This window comes from Carboxylicivirga sp., from assembly GCF_982718395.1.
On the sequence record NZ_CEXQWX010000015.1, the window covers coordinates 41,535 to 59,413 of the forward strand.

A 17,879-nucleotide genomic window follows, 5' to 3' on the forward strand; every position below is an offset into this window, starting at 1 on the left:
AAATGAAAAAATTATTAAGTATTCTATGTCTACTCATTTCGGGTGTTGGTTTCGCACAGGCACAAGATCCACAAGTGAGTCATGAACTAAAATCGCCGATAACTGAATCGAAAACCTATATAGCCCGGGACTTTATTAAATTAATGGATGGCTTTACCTTTAAACCTACATCGGGAGAGGTATTCCATGCTAAAATAGATCAGGCCTTGCTGTTTCCACCAACCGATGCTACTTATATGAAACCGGATGGTACCATCACCAGTGATCCGACAGCAGGAGGTGTTGTAGGAACTATCCCCGGTCAATTTGCAGTGAGTCCTTCTGGTTCTGCAACATATAATATCCCAATTGAATGTCCGGCTGGGATTAATGATCTAACTCCTGGTATAGGGATCTCTTATAATAGCCAGTCCGGCAGTGGATTACTAGGGTATGGAATGAACCTGACAGGATTATCTGTTATAACCCGCACGCCTGACAATCCTTATTTCGATGATAATTACCACCCGGTTTCAATGGATGCGAATGATAAGTTTGCCTTAAATGGTCAGCGATTACTGGTCACTTCAGGTGTTTATGGTGCTAATGATTCAAGATACTTTACAGAGAGCGATGTCAGTACTCGTGTAACTTCACTTGGAAACACTGGAAGTGCGCCAGCCTCATTTCTTGTTGAAAGTAAAAATGGTATGGTAATGGAGTTTGGAAATACAACAGATTCCAAAATAATGTTACCAGGGCGAACAGGTATTTTTATGTGGCGAATAAACCGGATTGCCGATCAAAATGGCAATGCCATCACCTTTACCTATGGCCAAAGTAATGGAGAATCTTGGATTGAAAGTATTAATTACATAGGTAATACTTATCTAATAGACTTCAACTATACAAGCCGTCAGGACGAATCATTTGCTTTTGTTGATGGTATTCAGGTACCAAACACAAAGCTTTTAGAGAATATTGAAATCAAACATGGCTCAACTCTTCTTAAACGATACAGTTTTGATTATATCACTGATCTTTATACACATCTAACAGATATTAAGCTTGAAAACGGTGAAGGAGAAATAATTAACCCTACGGTTTTTAATTGGAATCATCTTTACAGGGGTAGTGAAGGTCGTAGCTTAAGTTGTATCTCATCTGTTCCGGCCGATTTTAATAAAGACGGAAAGATTGATTTGTATGCCCTTGTTGAAGAGGACAATAAATACTACGAACGTTTGTACCTGAATAATGGCTCAACATTTACTAAAGCCAACTGGGAGAATGAAATAACCGAGGTTGGGCAAATATATGATGAGGTATTCGATTTTGATGGTGATGGAATGGCAGACATTTTATATTTATATAATGATAAGTCGATTATGAGCTTTTTGCATGTCAATGGCTCGACTGGCACCTCATTTAAGAGCATTACTGCAAAAATTATCGGAACCAATTTTAAAGCGACAACTGGAGACTTTGATGGCGATGGCTTGTCTGAAGTATTTATCATGCAGAATAATGGTAGCTGTTCTCTGCTTGATTATGATCGTTCAAATAATACCTCAACACTGATAGCTCTTAATGAGAACGGGATTATTGATTCGGGTACTTATCATGATAAGTTTAGGTTCCAACAGGGTGATTATAATGGTGATGGTAAGGTGGATATGGGTTTTTATGAGGATAATGCATTTAAAACGTTCCAAATCAATGGCACCAGCTTGTCCAGTATATTCACCAAAAGTAGTAGTTCGATTGGTCTTAACCCGGAGAGTGGCGATATTAATGGAGATGGCATTACTGACCTGATATCAGCATCTACTTTTTCAATCAAATCATATTTCTGGACAGCAAATGGTGTTCATGAAGTAACGGAAGATCTGCCAATTCCCGAAGAATTGCACCAGTACTTTTTAGATAATGGTGTTGATTTAAGTCAAACCAATTATTTAGTAGATGAGGAAATAATTATTGATGGTTTTAAAGGGGGCGACATTAATAAAGATGGCAGGTTAGATGCCATGCTCTATTATCGAAAAGTATATGGTATATATAATATAGGACCAGGCTCATTACCACAAAATATTATTGATATTTTCCAACAGTTTACCAATAATGGCGGCGAGATAGGTCTTGAGGGTATTCGCTATCAGACCAACGTACAATTTGTTTATGGGTTAGGAAAAGGTGATGGCCATTTTATTTTTTTTGGTAAACGAGACACAGGAGATTCAGAGGTGACGGTTGATGAATATGAGCGTACTTTTCTTGTTGACTTTAATAGTGATGGTTTCCCGGCTCTTTATAAGCAAGAGAGAAATGTATTAAAATATGATCAAACCAACTTCAGCTATGTAAAGGATGTCGTTAAATATATAACCGACGGTCAGGGTAATAAGATAACCATTAGCCATGCTCCAATTTGTGAAGGTGGCGACTTATATACCTCAGGTACTGATTCATCTTTTCCTGTTGTGGATTTAATCGGCCCCCTACACGTTGTTGACGTGGTGACCCGAACCAATGGTGTGTGTGCTGATCAAACCGAACAATACAGCTATAAATCGGCTAAAGTTCATGTTCTGGGGAAAGGCTTCCTTGGGTTTATGGAATCAACGGTTAATAATCTGCAACAGCAGACAAAGTTAACGCGGACAAATGAGGTCAACACAACCTATTATAGTGTTTATCCTAAGTATGAAGAACAATTTGTGAATAATATATCGAGTGCTAAAACAACCTATACTTTTGCATTTGACAATCTCAGTAATAAGCGTTTTAAAAGCAGGCTTACCTCACAAAAAGAGGAAAATATACTTGAGGGAATTACAAAGCTGGTAAGCTACAACGAATACGATGATTTTTTAAATCCTGAACAGATAACAACCGAATTTATTGGTAGTAATATTAAGGAAGTTAAAACAGTCAATTACATTAATAAAGGAAGTTGGTGTCCTAATAAGCCGGAAACCGTAACAATAACTAAAGAAAACGGGGTTGATACCGACCAGATAAGGGTCAACAAATATAGTTACGACACAAAAGGGAACCTGGCCCAGGAAATCAAAGATTTGGGCGATGTCAATGAAGTTGTAACAGATTATTTAGAGGTTGATGCTTTAGGTCATCCTAAAACAGTTAAAGTTACCGCTAATGGTAAGAGCAGAAGTACAACCTTTATATATAGCAATGATGGCCGTTTTGTTAGTGAAAAAACGGATAATACTACTGGTTTAAAAACCAGTTATCAATACTATGAAACAACTGGTCATGTTAAATCGGAGACTGATGTTGCTTTGAACCTGACAACGACTTACGATTACGATGGGTTTAGACGTTTAACAAAGACGACACATCCTGATGGTACCTATACCGTTAATTCGTTACAATGGGCCAATAACGATGGCCCTGATAATGCCTTATATTATAGTTATACTGAAACATCTGGGCAATCACCGGAATGGGTTTGGTATGATAAGAATGGACGGGAGTTACGCAAAGACTATTATGGTTTTGATACCAATAGCAAAATAGCCGTTAAAACCGCTTATAATTCAAAGGGACAGGTTCATATAGTTTCCAAACCATTTTATTTAGGAGATGATCCTGTTGACGAAATCACTTATACGTATGATGTTTATGGACGGGTATTCACTAAGGATACACCAATGGGACAAACCACTTACGATTATTCCACGGTAAGACAGACGACTGTTACAACACCATCGGGTTCTACAACTGAACTTATTAATCATGCAGGGCAGTTAATTAAGAGTACTGTTAATGGCCGTTCGGTGGATTATACCTATTGGCCATCTGGTTTGACAAAAACATCAACACCGGAAGAGGGAAGTGCTGTTGAAACTTTCTTTGATACACAAGGAAATCGAGCCAAACTAATTGATCCGGATGCCGGTACAGTAGAAAGTGAGTACAACGGTTTTGGTGAACTTGTGTGGCAGGATCACAAGAAAACCAAATTCGATGGTACAGAGGAAACCATCCGCTCATCCTATATTTATGACGATGCGGGTCGAGTACTAACATCTAATGTCAACGGGGTAACTACCACAACTAAGTATGATCCGAATACCGGGTTTATCGAGTATACAAAGAATGATGACGGACATGAGGTGTATTATACCTACGACGAAGGATCGAACCTTAAGCTGGGACGTATAACAACTTATACCGAAAAAGTGGAAGGTAAGACCTTTACCTCCCATTCAGAATATGACTATCTGGGACGTGAAACCAAGCATACCTATCCATCGGGTTATTTTACAACAAATGCCTACAATAAATACAGTCACCTAACCGAGGTAAAAAGCAAAGGCAGCTTAAGTGTTTGGAAAGCAAAATCTGTTAATATAAAAGGTCAACTAACCCAAGTGGTAAAGGGCGATAAAACAACTACATATGGTTTTGATCAGGAAACGTACTTACCTGAAAGCATTAATTGCCCTGGTGTGCTGGAACACGGTTATTTGTTTAATTCAAAAGGAAATCTCGAATACCGCGAAGATCTGCTGACGAACCAAAAGGAAGTGTTTAATTACAAAACAACCGATAATCAACTGGATGATTGGACCGTTTATAAGAATGGAACTTCAGTTGCATTTTTTGATATGGATTATGATGTACACGGCAATATTACCACCAAAAGTGATATTGGTTATACCATGGCCTATGGAGAACCTACAACAATCGATGGAATAATATACGATGCGGGACCACATGCTTTAACCTCCATAAAAGGTAATCCAACCTTAATAGGTGATGATGAGCAAAGTATTAGCTATACCGATTTTCTGAAAGTGGAAACGATTACTGAAGGCGACAAATTACTTGAGCTAACCTATGGTATAGATCATCAACGACGAAAAGCAGTATATAAAACCAATGGCAATATTGATAAAACACGTTATTACCTGGGTGATTACGAAGAAGATATAGTAACAAATGGTAACGACCGTAAAGTTCACTATATTAGTGGTTCAGATGGTTTAGCGGCCATTTATATAGAGACTAACGGCTCAGGGCAGTTATATTATGCCTACACCGACTATTTAGGCTCTTTGACAACGTTGACTGACGAGGCAGGTACAGTAGTAGAAAACCATGCTTTTGATCCTTGGGGCAATCGCCGCGATGTCAATAACTGGCAAACTGTTTTATCCACACCCGCCAATTATTTGACGGACCGAGGCTATACCATGCATGAACACCTGGATGGCTTTGCCTTAATTAATATGAACGGGCGTGTTTACGATCCGGCATTAGGGCGTTTTCTATCGCCTGATCCGCAATTGCAGGCACCTGGTAATTGGTTAAATTATAATCGGTATGCGTATTGTTTGAATAATCCATTGATTTATACTGATCCGACTGGAGAGTTCTTTTGGGCGGCACTACCGTTGATGGTGAAAATTGGAATTGGAATTGGTGCAGGACTAGGAGCCTATAGTGGTTACAAAATTGCTGATGCTAAAGGTCTATCTGGCTTGGGTATGGTTGGGTATATTTTGGGAGGTGCTGCAATAGGTGGTGTTTCTGGATATTTTGGAACAACAATAGCTGCTAGTGGAGGCTTTATGGCCAATACAAGTTCAATACTATTTAGTTCTACATTTAATTCTTTAGGTATGACATCGCTTAGCGGAGGTGACATAGCTCCAAGTGTAAGTGTTGGATTTGCGTCATATAATTTCGGTACTGGAAAATTAGGTCATTTATGGAAAAAAGGTAACTCATTTATTGAAAATTTTGGTTATTTTATGGGAACAATGGGTGTTATTAACGATGGTTGGAATGCATTTTACAAGGATGAAATGGGAGAAACTTTATATACTCATAAGGCAACAATCGTTTCACATTCTAGTTATGGAGAGGATGATTTGCTTTCATTTGGTCCTGGAGAATATTACTGGAATGCTAAGGAAGAATGGCTTCAAGGATTGGAAGTAAGTAAATTTCAGAGAGTAAACATGAATAAAAGATATTTATTTGGTATTGCTAGAGGTAATAATGAACACGCATCAGAAATTGATCCCCTTTTTGCACATTCTACATATATCCCAAATATTAATCGAAAAGCCTTGGAATTAACAACAAAAATCGCTAGTATTTTGCCTTATCAGGGAGCAACAATTAATTGTGCTAATGTAGCTTCATTAGGAACATGGTTATCAGGTATACCTAACATTGGAATACACCCTCATTTTTTACGTTGGTCAATGGTGGCATATACTAATGGGGTTAGACCTGATTTATTTTCATATTATGCTTATGATTAGATATTTTTTACTAGTATATAAATTGATGTTTTTATCATCAATTGCGATTAATGCCCAAGAAAATAATAATGGCGTTTATTTTGCTTATGAGAAGAATGATATATTCTTTAATGGAGGGATGCATTTTATAGAAATAAGAAATGACTCAATATTCTATAATCATTTCGGCATTAACAAACCAGTAGTGGTTAATCGAAGGGCAAAGGCTGGAATAATTAATAATAATATTGCTATAGTTAATAAAACTATGTTTGAGATATTCATTGATAGTATTAAAGTCTATAAAAGAATAAATTGTGTCAAAAAAGATACTATTCTAGAAAAAAATAATTGTGGATTAATGAATTTGTGGGTTGACAATTATTATAAATTGTCAAATCGTAAAAAGTTAAATGTATGTATAAATTCAAATTTGATTTCTCATAGAGTACGAAAGAATAAGCGGTTATCTTTTCGTAAGTTCAAATTGCTGCAGAAACAAAATCAATTGGATATTACAAAGAGACCGGATGTTTTCTTGAGTGACTTGAATAGAGTTGAGAACATCGACTCGCCATAGTCATGGAATTATTGCACCCCAGCTAGTGCAGTTTGTGATCTGCGCTAATAGAATTAATATACAAAGCCTGACTATTAAAGTCGGGCTTTTGTATATTTATAATCCAAACTTTGCTGAGCGAAATCTGTGACTTCGTTCTTGATAAAAGTTAGTTTATAACTAACATATAATTTAAAGCCTGATACACCTAGTGTCAGGCTTTGATTTTTTGGAATATCGTTGTTCAAAAAAATGAATGCTTATTTGTTCGTAAACCGATAGTTATCGGATCGCCAACGGATGCTTATCGGTTTTCAAATGGATAGTTATCCATTTTACAAGCAGTGGTTACAAGTTTTAGATTCAATAATCTTCATGCCGGATATTCTTGTTTAGCGAAGTCCCTTACTTTATTTTGATCAGAAGTTAGTTTGCAACTAATAACATCAAGCATAAACAATCAATCTTGTACAAGCCGGGATTTTCTTGTTTTACTATCGTTCATACAGCATTGATTTTCAGCAATAAAATGCTTAGCTAAAAAACATGCTTATCTTTTATGCAAAACTTCACTATGTTTTGCACCACGCGTCACTAAGTTTTTAACAAAACATCAGCATGTTTTTACAACGTCACTAACGGAGCTTCCGGTTAAATCTTATTCACTGCATGTATTAATAAGGAAAGTGTGAGTGATGAGTATCGGACGTAAAGGTATATTTTATCAAATAACAAAGCCGCTCCTAAAATCAGGAACGGCTTTGTTGTATATCTATGTTATTTATTAGTAACGATAGTGTTCCGGCTTATAGGGTCCGTTTGGATCAACACCAATATAAGCAGCTTGCTCGTCAGATAAACGAGTTAATTTAACACCTAGTTGCCCTCGCTCGCCGTAGTCACTAAACGACGAACGTAGCTCGGCATAGTTTTTAACTATGTCGAATGTAAAAGTTAGTTTGTAACTAACATTGCGAAGCAAACAGATTATTAGAATGGAAAGCCATGTTAGAAATAGCGTGGCTTTTTTCAAATATTTCTGTAGTTATAAACTACGATTATAAAAATCGACGTTGCAAACTTCGCTAAGCGCTTTACTAAAATTATTAGTACATTGTTTTGCATGACAACCGGTTATCAAATAAAAGAACAAGACAGTTTATACTATTTAACACTTCAAGTAGTTGATTGGGTTGATATTTTTAGCAGACCTGTTTACAGGGATATTGTTATTGAAAGTTTGAAGTATGGAATTGAGAAGAAGGGATTACAATTATTTGCCTATGTTATCATGAGCAATCATGTGCATTTGATTGTACAAAGCAGCATAGGTGATTTAAGTGGCACAATCCGAGATTTAAAGAAGTATACGGCCAAGAAGATAATAGAAACAATTGAGCTTCGTCCAGAAAGCAGAAGGGAATGGTTGTTAAATCAATTTCGTTTTAATGCCACTAAGCACAAAAGAAATAGCAACTATCAAGTGTGGACGCATGAGAATCATGCTATATTGTTGTATAGCAATAATTTTATTGCAGAAAAGATTGAGTATATTCACCAAAACCCGGTACGTGCTAAAATTGTGCATTATCCAGAGGATTATTTATATTCGAGTGCGAGGAATTACGCATCGCTATCAGCTGTGTTGGATGTTGAGATATTGGTATTGCCAGTTGTGACAATAAAGTAGTCGCAGACTACTAGTTTTGTTCGACGAAGTTGCAAACTTCGCCGAGCTGGGTATCGGACGTAAAGGTATATTTTATCAAACAACAAAGCCGCTCCTAAAATCAGGAACGGCCTTATTGTATATCTCTGTTATATTCTTAGTAACGGTAATGTTCCGGCTTATAAGGTCCGTTTGGATCAACACCAATATAAGCAGCTTGCTCGTCAGATAAACGAGTTAATTTAACACCCAGTTGCTCCAGGTGCAGACGGGCAACCTCTTCATCCAGGTGTTTTGGTAAGGTATATACACCCACTTCGTAATTGTTTTTCCATATCTCAATCTGCGCCAAAGTCTGGTTAGTAAAAGAATTACTCATCACAAAACTTGGGTGACCTGTGGCATTGCCAAGGTTAACCAAACGACCACGTGATAATAATATGATACTGTGTCCGTCAGGGAAACGGAACTGATCTACCTGAGGTTTGATATTGACTTCTTCAATACCAGGGTAGTTCTCCAATTTCTCAACCTGAATCTCATTATCGAAGTGACCAATGTTACACACAATGGTTTGATCTTTCATTTGTTTCATGTGCTCAATGGTGATAACATCTTTGTTACCGGTTGTTGTCACCACAATGTTAGCTTCAGCCAATGCATCTTCTACAGTTGATACTTCGTAACCTTCCATAGCCGCCTGAAGTGCGCATATCGGATCAATTTCGGTAACAATCACACGGGCACCAAAACCACGCATACTTTGTGCGCAACCTTTACCTACATCGCCATAACCACATACAACCACTGTTTTACCAGCTACCATTACATCTGTACCACGCTTGATACCATCGGCTAAACTCTCGCGACATCCGTAAAGGTTATCGAACTTAGATTTGGTAACCGAATCGTTTACATTGATTGCCGGGAACAATAGTTCACCACGTTCCATCATTTGGTACAAACGGTGCACTCCAGTTGTGGTTTCTTCACTAACGCCTTTAATACCATCAGCAACATTTTTCCAACGCTGAGGATCTTCATTAAAAGTTTTCTTTACAAGTGCCATTAACTCACGAAAATCTTCTCCTTCGCCACTGTAATCAGCATCTAAAATGGATGCATTACTTAAAGCTTCAACACCTTTGTGGATCATTAAAGTGGCATCTCCTCCGTCATCAACAATCATTTCTGGTCCTACACCATCACCAAAGTTCAAAGCTTTCTCGGTACACCACCAGTACTCTTCCAGTGTTTCTCCTTTCCATGCAAAAACCGGAACACCAGCTTTAGCAATAGCAGCGGCAGCATGATCTTGAGTACTGTATATGTTACAACTACACCAACGTACATCGGCTCCCAACTCAACTAATGTTTCTATTAACACAGCTGTTTGAATAGTCATGTGCAAAGAACCCATGATGCGTGCTCCTTTCAACGGCTTTTCCTCACCATACTTGGCACGAAGAGCCATCAAACCAGGCATCTCCTTCTCAGCAATTAAAATCTCTTTTCTTCCATAATCTGCCAGACTCAGGTCGGCTACCTTGTAATCGGCAACACTTTTGTCAGCTACTTTATAATCAGCCATAACTGTTATTTATTTTAGGTATTATCTTAATAAAAAGGACTACAAAAGTAGTAAAAATTATTGAAAGCTGGCAGCTCTTAACTATTAGCTGTTAGCTATTTACAGGATCATCATTTACAGTACAATTGCTCTGATCGTAATTTCATCCTTTTGAAGTTGAGCGGTTAACTCATCTACATTGGCAAATTTCTTCTCATCGCGAACCCGCTGAATAAACTCCAATTCAACCTCTTCCGAATAGATATCACGATTAAAATCGAAAATATGGACTTCCAGCGAACGATGATCAACATTGTGATTAACGGTTGGTCGATAACCAATATTCAGCATGCCGCCATATTGCTTTCCTTCCACACGTACTTTAACGGCATATACCCCATCAGGTGGAATTAGTTTGTAAGGCTCTTCAACTTCAATATTAGCTGTAGGATAACCAATGCGCCTGCCCAATTGTTGTCCACCAACAACACGTCCTGAAACAGTATAATGGTAACCTAATATGCGATTGGCTGCAACCATTTCTCCCGCCAGGAGATGATTACGGATATCAGTTGAGCTGGTTTGCATGCCGTCAGTAAGTACAGCTTCGACTAATGAAATGGTAAAATCATATTTTTTGGCAAAAGCCTGGTATTCTTCAAAACTGTGTTGGCGTCCTTTCCCAAAGCGATGATTGTAACCAACCATCAGGTGATGAATATTTAATTGATCAAGTAAAATCTGTTGGATAAATTCTTCTGCGGTGAGGTTGGCCAGTTCAAGCGAGAACGGAATTAATACCAGATGATCAACTCCCAGTTGTCCGAATAATTTCGTTCGCTCTTCAGGCGAAGTAAGAAAACGTAATTTATCAGCATCCTGCTTAAGCACCATTCGTGGATGTGGCCAGAATGTGATCACAACCGATTCGCCTCCCACTTCCTTAGCCTTATCTGTAAGCCTTTTTAGAAGCACCCGATGACCGCTATGCACACCATCAAACATACCGATGGTAATCACTGGCTTCTTAGCACTAAACTTTTGTAAATCGGTGTGTACTTTCACATTTAACTTTTGCGCAAAAATACTATTTAAGAAGCAAGAGTCAAGACAAAAGAAACAAGTTTTGCGTTGAATCGAGGATTAGATCAATATTCCTTAAAGTATGATATCTTGCTTAATTTATTGATTTCTTTTAAAGTGATAACTAAATCGATCGCAACAAGGCGAATTTAAATGAAGTGTATCGTTGCCTTCAAAAGCCACATACTTGAGTTTGTCTCTAAAAATGATATCCGATTGTTCATCATTTTCGAATTCAATCATTAACATGTGCATTATTAAATTATTTGAAAGACGAACAAGTTTACCATGTTCAAGCAAGCTATCGTTTCTTATAAAACCATAGATTCCATACTTTTTAAATTCAAGGAAATCGAAGTTAAGGTCATGTCCGGTGCCAGCAAATCCACCAGAAACGGCATAAAGTTACCAGGAACCATATAATTTCAATCCGTAACCTGTGAAAATTTCGGAAGAATAGTATGTAGTTTGAGCTATTTCATCCAGTGCAGATACTTTGGGGCTTTCGTCTTTTTCACACCCCCCAATCAGTGTCATTAACATGCTAATACAGGCAATATGGAATAGATATTTCATACATCAGATGATTTAGTATATCAATATGACGAAGTATCTGGTTATAAGTTGCGTAAAATCAGAAATCCATTATCTCCTTAAGTTTTTTATAACCTGTACGGCTTACCTTCAATTTGCAATCATGGTTAAGAATAGCCATATAGGTATCTTTATCATAAGGCTCCAAACCTTTAATCTTTTTGCCATTAACAATGTAAGTTCGATGAATGCGAATAAACTGATCAGGAGGTAAATGCTCTTCGAAATACTTCATTGTTTTTGATTTCAGATAATGCCCGGATTCGGAATAGATCATCACATAATCATCCTGTGCCTCGATATAAAGCAGTTGATCCAAGTCAATTACTTCCAGTTTGGTTCCTTTTTTTACAACTATGCGCTCAAGCCGGTCTTGTTCAACTGCCTGCATCTGATCAATCTGAGTTTTATTTGAAGCTTCGCCCGATTGAAGTTTAGCAATCACTTTTTCAACAGCGCCATTAAATCGTTTCTCATCATAAGGTTTAAGAAGATAATCTACCGCATTAAGCTCAAAAGCCTTTAAGGCATACTGGTCATAAGCTGTACTGAAAATAACCTGAACCGGCTCGTCAATTACCTCCAATAATTCAAGACCTGTAATTTTAGGCATCTGAATATCTAAAAACAAAATTTGCGGTTGATGCTCCTTAATGGCTTTCATCGCTTCAAATCCATTAGCGCATTCACCCACCACTTCAATCGAAGTGTGCTTTTTCAAGTAAGCCCTGATAATACTTCTTGCAGGAGGTTCGTCGTCTATAATTAGTGCTTTATATGTCATGGCAGGTTTATTATAACTTAAGGTTTTCTGTAGTTAATTGAGGAATACGCAATATAACCTCAAAATGATGATTTTCCTGGTTGATGGTGAGCAAATCAGAACGGTTATAGATTAATTGTAAGCGGCTACGGACATTGTCTAAGCCAACACCTGCTCCTTTTTGTTTTGCCGCATCTTCTTCAAAATTATTGATAACACTAATTTCCAACTCATTGTTAACTATACGGCAATAGGTTCTGATATTAACCGGCTCAATACTTTCATAAACACCATGTTTGATAGCATTCTCGAAAATTGGCTGTAGAATTAATACCGGAACCAATTGATCTTTGCAATTCTGAGGCACTTCTGACTCGCATAGTAAACGATCGCCAAAGCGTACTTTCTCAATCTCCAGGTAGCGTGAAATATTTCTCATTTCCTCTTTTAGTGGCAATAGTGCATCTTCATTCTTCTTGAGGGAGTAGCGCATAAACTCCGACAGTTTGTTAATCATTTCACGGGCAGAATCAGGATCTGTAATGGTTAATGCACTCACACTGTTCAAGCTATTAAACAGGAAATGAGGGTTAAGTTGTGACTTTAGCGCATTTAATTCGGTTTCGCGAAGCAAGCGGTTCATGGTTTCATGTTGTCGGCTTTTCTCTTCCAGCTCATTGTAAAAAATAAGCATGTAATAGATCATTACAAAAACGATAAATATTAAACCACCCATTATTCCTCTGATCACAAACGCATTGGAGCTAAACATCACGTCAATTTGTTCTTGATTGATGAATAAATTGAGAACCTGATATCCCAGTGCTAACCAAATTCCAACAACCACCGTTCCAACAACCAGGTATTGAAGTAGCAGACTCAGCTTGTTTTTGCTTCTGTCGATATAAAAAATAGGGAACCAAATACTCAAACCCATTACAAACATCAGCAGGTTAAAAACAAAACTATCGGTTAATGAAGCAACTACCGGCAATTCATAGATAAACCAGTTAATGCCTGCATGGGCAATAAAAAGCATTAACCAGACAAATGCATACAATTTAAATATGCGCCCTTGAGTTAAAATTGGGTGATTCATAATTCATGTGAATCTGTTAATGAATAATATTGATCAATGCCAATTAAATGTTCCGTAGTTCGCCTCCACCAAAAATGGCTACACCTTTAATAATTAATGTTTTTGATGAGTCAGCTATGTTTTCATTGAAAAAGTTGCGTTTATCAGCAAAACCTCCAAAAATCGAAACCACTTCAGTCTTTACATTCCAGCCTCTGGGGACAGTAATTTTTGTTCCTCCAAAAATAACTGCTAAATCAATCACAGCTCCCTGTGGTGATAATTGACAACGATCAAGGTATAACTCGCCTCCGCCAAAGATAGCCGTCACTTTTCCTCCTTTAAAATTTTGCGATTCAATTTGGCTAACACCTCCGCCAAAGATATCTACTTCATCAATCACATCATCACCCGATAATTGGCCTTTGCTAAATGGCGATGCATGGCGCTTGCGAAAGAAAAACATGGCACCCACCAAAACAAGTAGTAATGGCCAGAACTTGAAAATATCACGACGATCTAAGTCATAAAACAGATCCGGTAGGAGGAAAAAAGTTGCAACGGATAAAAGAATAAAGGCCGCTGTGTACTCACGTTTGATTAGGTTGAATAATCCAATGGCCACCAAAATCATGGGCCAGCTGAATAATACATCGGTCACTTCATAAGGTAAATAACCCAAATTGCCTACTAAAAGAACCAGTCCGACAACTATTAAGAATATTCCCAACGGACCTCTTTTGCTATGTTTATTTACTTCCTTCATAATTATATGTTTTTGATTAATTTCTAATTATGATGCTAAAGTAAGCTCTGCAACTACCCTTTAAAATACATTTTCGGCGAATTGCGGAATAAAGCCGATGAATTGCGAATCACAACAAAAGTGGATCCATGAATTACAATATATTTTTCTCAAGCCATGTTTTCAGATACTTTGTCCAGATAAATGCTGGTGAATCATTATGCATTCCAAACCCATGACCTCCTTCTTCCAGTAAATGTACTTCTGTATCAATACCATGTTCCTTAAGCGCTTTCACATAAACAATTGTGTTTTGCACAACCACTGCCTGATCATCTTTGGCATGGCAGATAAAAGTAGGTGGTGTTTTACTGCTTACTTGCTTTTCCATTGAGAACGTATGAATTAGCTCCTGGTTTGGGTTTTTCCCCAACAGATTATTTCGACTTCCTTCATGCGTTAAGCCTGTCTTCATGGAGATAACCGGGTAAAGCAAAATAGAGAAGTCGGGTCTGATTGGTTTGTGAACATCATCAATAACAGGTTCAGATAAATTGGAACATGAAGCAGCCAAATGTCCACCTGCCGAAAAACCCATTATACCTATCCGGTTGTTATCGATTTGAAAGCTTTCTGCTGAATCGCGAACTAATTGAATGGCACGTTGCGCATCCATCAATGGTACATATGACGAGTTGTTACAAATCCGATTATCGGGTAAGCGGTATTTTAAAACAAAAGCATGAATTCCCAGTTCGTTTAACCATTGAGCAACTTGCGTTCCCTCATGTTCATAGGCTTCTTTGGCATATCCACCGCCCGGACAAATAATAATCGCAGGACATTTAGTTTGATTATTACTTTTAAAAAACCACAACTCGGGAATAGAGACTCCACTTAGTACCTTTGCTCCTGATAGAGATTCTTCCCTTAGTTCCTTCACCTGGTGTTTTATATTGCCTGGAGGTATTGATTTCCATAAAGGAATCACAGTTTGGGCTTTAGTTGAAAGGTTAATCATACAACAAACTAAGGTAATAGAAAACACAATCTTCATACAGAATCTACTTAATAAAGCGCATCAACTCTTTCAGATAATAATTGTAATCCACATCGTCAGGAGCTGAATTCAGGCAAGCCACTACCATGTTCTTAGATGGGATAATAGTAACTCTTTGCCCTCTGTAACCATTAAAGTAATACACATCAGCAGGTAAGTCAGGAATGTTAATTTTAGAGGCATTTAACCAAACCTGTGCACCATATTTACCATTTGAGTTGGTTGCCGGTGTTGTGCTGTATTCTACCCACCATTCGGGCAGAATTTGTTCGCCCAACCAATTTCCTCTATTCAGGTAAAGCATGCCAAGACGTGCCCAATCACGTGCTGAGCAATAAGCATACGATGAGCCAACTAAAGTACCGGCAGCATCGGTTTCAATGTAACTATGCTGCATCCCAATTTTATTAAAAAGGGCCTTCTTCGGAAACTGATAGTAACTTTTGTAATCATTAAAATATTGACGTAAAATATCAGAAATTATATTAGTAGTGCCCGATGAATAAAGCCAAACAGAATCTGGTTTAGCCGATGGTTTTGAAGTATAGGCATAACCCGACATATCACTTTTGACGTAAAGCATTTCTGAAACATCAGAAAGACTCGTTTTAGAATAATCCTCGTTCCATTCAAGACCACTGCTCATTTGAAGCAGGTTGTTGAGAGTGATTTTACTCCTGTCATCATGACTCCAGGTTTCTACCATTGTGGGTTGATTAATATCGAGTTTACCTTCTTTGACAAGAATTCCGGTCAATGCAGCGGTTATCGTTTTTGTCATGCTCCATCCTAACAAAGGTGTATTGGCATTGAGCCCTTCTGCATATTTTTCAGTAATTAACTGACCATCTTTTACAACCACAACAGCCTTTGATGTTGAAGTGAATTGTTCGTCTATAAAGTTTTTTAGTCCGGTTATATCTACACCTTCAGGAATGGTATCTGAGATCATATTACCCATCGGCCAGGGCAGGGTGTCATTATTGATGCCTGCTGCCGGTATCCGACCTTCGATTGCCTTATACCCATTGGGATATAGCGTTGATCCAATGCCATCCTCAAAAGCAGCTACTTGCGAAACAAGTCCAAAAATAGAACTCTTCACAGTTTTGTTTTCCAGATCAACCTTATTCGTTACCATGTTAAAAGGGAAGGCCGTTAACTCCATTTGCTGGATCTTTTGTTGAGATAAGCCTTCAACAAATACACCTGAGCAAAGCATTTTTGCCGAATAGCCGGTGGCTGCTCGCAACAATGGATATAAAATAAAACCTACAGACATAGCAACAATGATAATAACAATGCCCAACCATTTGAAAATTTGCTTCAGATGCTTCATGGTGATAATGTTTTATGGATGCTAAAATAAAACTTTATCAATTAACAAGTAGCAGCATCTAAGCCAATAGTGCAAATGTAATATTCCCAATAGTAAGATAAAGGAGCATACCAATAATATCGTTCATAGTGGTGATAAAAGGACCTGTAGCCAAAGCAGGGTCCACCTTTAATTTATTTAATAATAAAGGTACAAATGTTCCAAATAAACTTGCGAAAAACACAACGGAAAACATGGCTGCTGTTACTGTCACAGTTAAGGCGATTTCGTCTCTAAAGAATATGTTATAGCAAAATATTAAAACTGATAATATACTTGCATTGAGCAATGCTATTCCTAGTTCTTTAAGTAGCTTAAGCCAATTGGTCTCCAAACCAATTGAACCTGAAGCTAAAGATTGTACAACAATTGCTGAAGACTGCATACCAACATTTCCGCCCATTGCAGCAATAAGAGCCATAAATAAGGAAACACTTGGATATTTATCGATTAAGTCTATATGACCACTTGCTACCCATGATGCCAAAATTCCACCAGCTAACCCGATCAAAAGCCATGGGATACGAGCCCGGGTATGTTGTAATACGCTGTCTGAGGCCTCAACGTCTTCGGTGATACCAGATGCTAACTGGTAATCTTTTTCAGCCTCTTCACGCATCACATCCACCACGTCATCAATGGTAATACGACCAACTAAACGGCCTATTGAGTCGATAACAGGTAATGCCACCAAATCGTACTTATCCATAATGTTACTCACGTCTTCCGCATCAACATCCACTTTAACCGAGATAACATCAGCATTATAAATGTCTTTTACCAATACATCCACAGGACTAAGTAACATTCGTTTGAGCGAAAGTGTACCTTTCAATATCCCGTCACTGTCTACAACGTAAACATAATACACTTCATCTATCTCTTCAGCTTGTCGACGCATGCTGCGCAAACAGGTTGGAATGCCCCAGTTTTCTTTAACCTTGATTAATTCTTTGGCCATCAGACCACCGGCCGTATCTTCATCATAGGTTAACAGGTCGGCAATATCACCAGCTGCCGATACATCATCAATGTGTGATAATACTTCCTGCTGGCGTTCGTCATCTAATTCCCCAAGAATGTCTGCCGCATCATCCGAGTCCATATTATCGATAAA

The 17,879-nt window shown here is 38.0% G+C and carries 13 protein-coding genes; 3 read left to right on the forward strand and 10 right to left on the reverse strand.

Annotated elements, in window-relative coordinates; all coding sequences use genetic code 11:
* Positions 1–2 precede the first annotated feature (2 nt).
* Together AC4MRQ_RS05075 and AC4MRQ_RS05080 are read left to right on the forward strand one after the other, a co-directional pair.
* Positions 3–6,284, forward strand: coding sequence for an RHS repeat-associated core domain-containing protein (locus AC4MRQ_RS05075; protein WP_491196569.1), 6,282 nt, complete (start codon positions 3–5; stop codon positions 6,282–6,284).
* Positions 6,277–6,843 (forward strand): hypothetical protein, encoded by a 567-nt coding sequence (locus AC4MRQ_RS05080; protein WP_491196570.1) that lies wholly within the window; start codon positions 6,277–6,279, stop codon positions 6,841–6,843. The genes AC4MRQ_RS05075 and AC4MRQ_RS05080 overlap by 8 nt, the downstream gene beginning before the upstream one ends.
* 763 nt (positions 6,844–7,606) lie before the next feature.
* Here the strand turns inward: AC4MRQ_RS05080 and AC4MRQ_RS05085 are convergent.
* On the reverse strand, positions 7,607–7,855 hold the full coding sequence (locus AC4MRQ_RS05085) for an adenosylhomocysteinase (protein ID WP_491196571.1): 249 nt from the start codon (positions 7,853–7,855) through the stop codon (positions 7,607–7,609).
* A 90-nt stretch (positions 7,856–7,945) separates the two neighbouring features.
* On the opposite strand from AC4MRQ_RS05085, the gene AC4MRQ_RS05090 reads away from it, so the two are divergent.
* A complete protein-coding gene (locus tag AC4MRQ_RS05090) occupies positions 7,946–8,512 on the forward strand; it encodes an REP-associated tyrosine transposase (RefSeq protein WP_491196572.1) in 567 nt (188 codons plus the stop codon).
* A gap of 136 nt (positions 8,513–8,648) precedes the next feature.
* On the opposite strand, the gene ahcY is transcribed toward AC4MRQ_RS05090, so the two are convergent.
* The 9 genes from ahcY to mgtE all read right to left on the reverse strand — a co-directional run.
* Complete coding sequence (gene ahcY / locus AC4MRQ_RS05095) at positions 8,649–10,082, reverse strand: adenosylhomocysteinase (RefSeq protein WP_491196573.1); 1,434 nt, start codon at positions 10,080–10,082, stop codon at positions 8,649–8,651.
* Between the two features lie 114 nt (positions 10,083–10,196).
* Positions 10,197–11,126: a bifunctional riboflavin kinase/FAD synthetase gene (locus AC4MRQ_RS05100; RefSeq protein WP_491196574.1), complete on the reverse strand. Its 930-nt coding sequence runs from the start codon at positions 11,124–11,126 to the stop codon at positions 10,197–10,199.
* Between the two features lie 423 nt (positions 11,127–11,549).
* Positions 11,550–11,720, reverse strand: coding sequence for a hypothetical protein (locus AC4MRQ_RS05105; RefSeq protein ID WP_491196575.1), 171 nt, complete (start codon positions 11,718–11,720; stop codon positions 11,550–11,552).
* A 58-nt stretch (positions 11,721–11,778) separates the two neighbouring features.
* A complete protein-coding gene (locus AC4MRQ_RS05110) occupies positions 11,779–12,522 on the reverse strand; it encodes a LytR/AlgR family response regulator transcription factor (RefSeq protein ID WP_491196576.1) in 744 nt (247 codons plus the stop codon).
* Between the two features lie 10 nt (positions 12,523–12,532).
* Positions 12,533–13,600, reverse strand: a complete 1,068-nt coding sequence (locus AC4MRQ_RS05115) for a sensor histidine kinase (protein ID WP_491196577.1) — start codon at positions 13,598–13,600, stop codon at positions 12,533–12,535.
* A 43-nt stretch (positions 13,601–13,643) separates the two neighbouring features.
* The gene (locus AC4MRQ_RS05120; RefSeq protein ID WP_491196578.1) at positions 13,644–14,345 is read right to left on the reverse strand and encodes a LiaF transmembrane domain-containing protein; all 702 of its coding nucleotides are present in this window, start codon (positions 14,343–14,345) and stop codon (positions 13,644–13,646) included.
* A 133-nt stretch (positions 14,346–14,478) separates the two neighbouring features.
* Positions 14,479–15,381 carry an alpha/beta hydrolase gene (locus tag AC4MRQ_RS05125; RefSeq protein ID WP_491196579.1) on the reverse strand — a complete coding sequence of 301 codons (903 nt, stop codon included), beginning with the start codon at positions 15,379–15,381 and terminating at the stop codon, positions 14,479–14,481.
* A 7-nt stretch (positions 15,382–15,388) separates the two neighbouring features.
* Positions 15,389–16,723: a serine hydrolase domain-containing protein gene (locus tag AC4MRQ_RS05130; RefSeq protein ID WP_491196580.1), complete on the reverse strand. Its 1,335-nt coding sequence runs from the start codon at positions 16,721–16,723 to the stop codon at positions 15,389–15,391.
* A gap of 58 nt (positions 16,724–16,781) precedes the next feature.
* On the reverse strand, positions 16,782–17,879 hold a 1,098-nt coding region (gene mgtE, locus AC4MRQ_RS05135; protein ID WP_491196581.1), incomplete at its 5' end, for a magnesium transporter.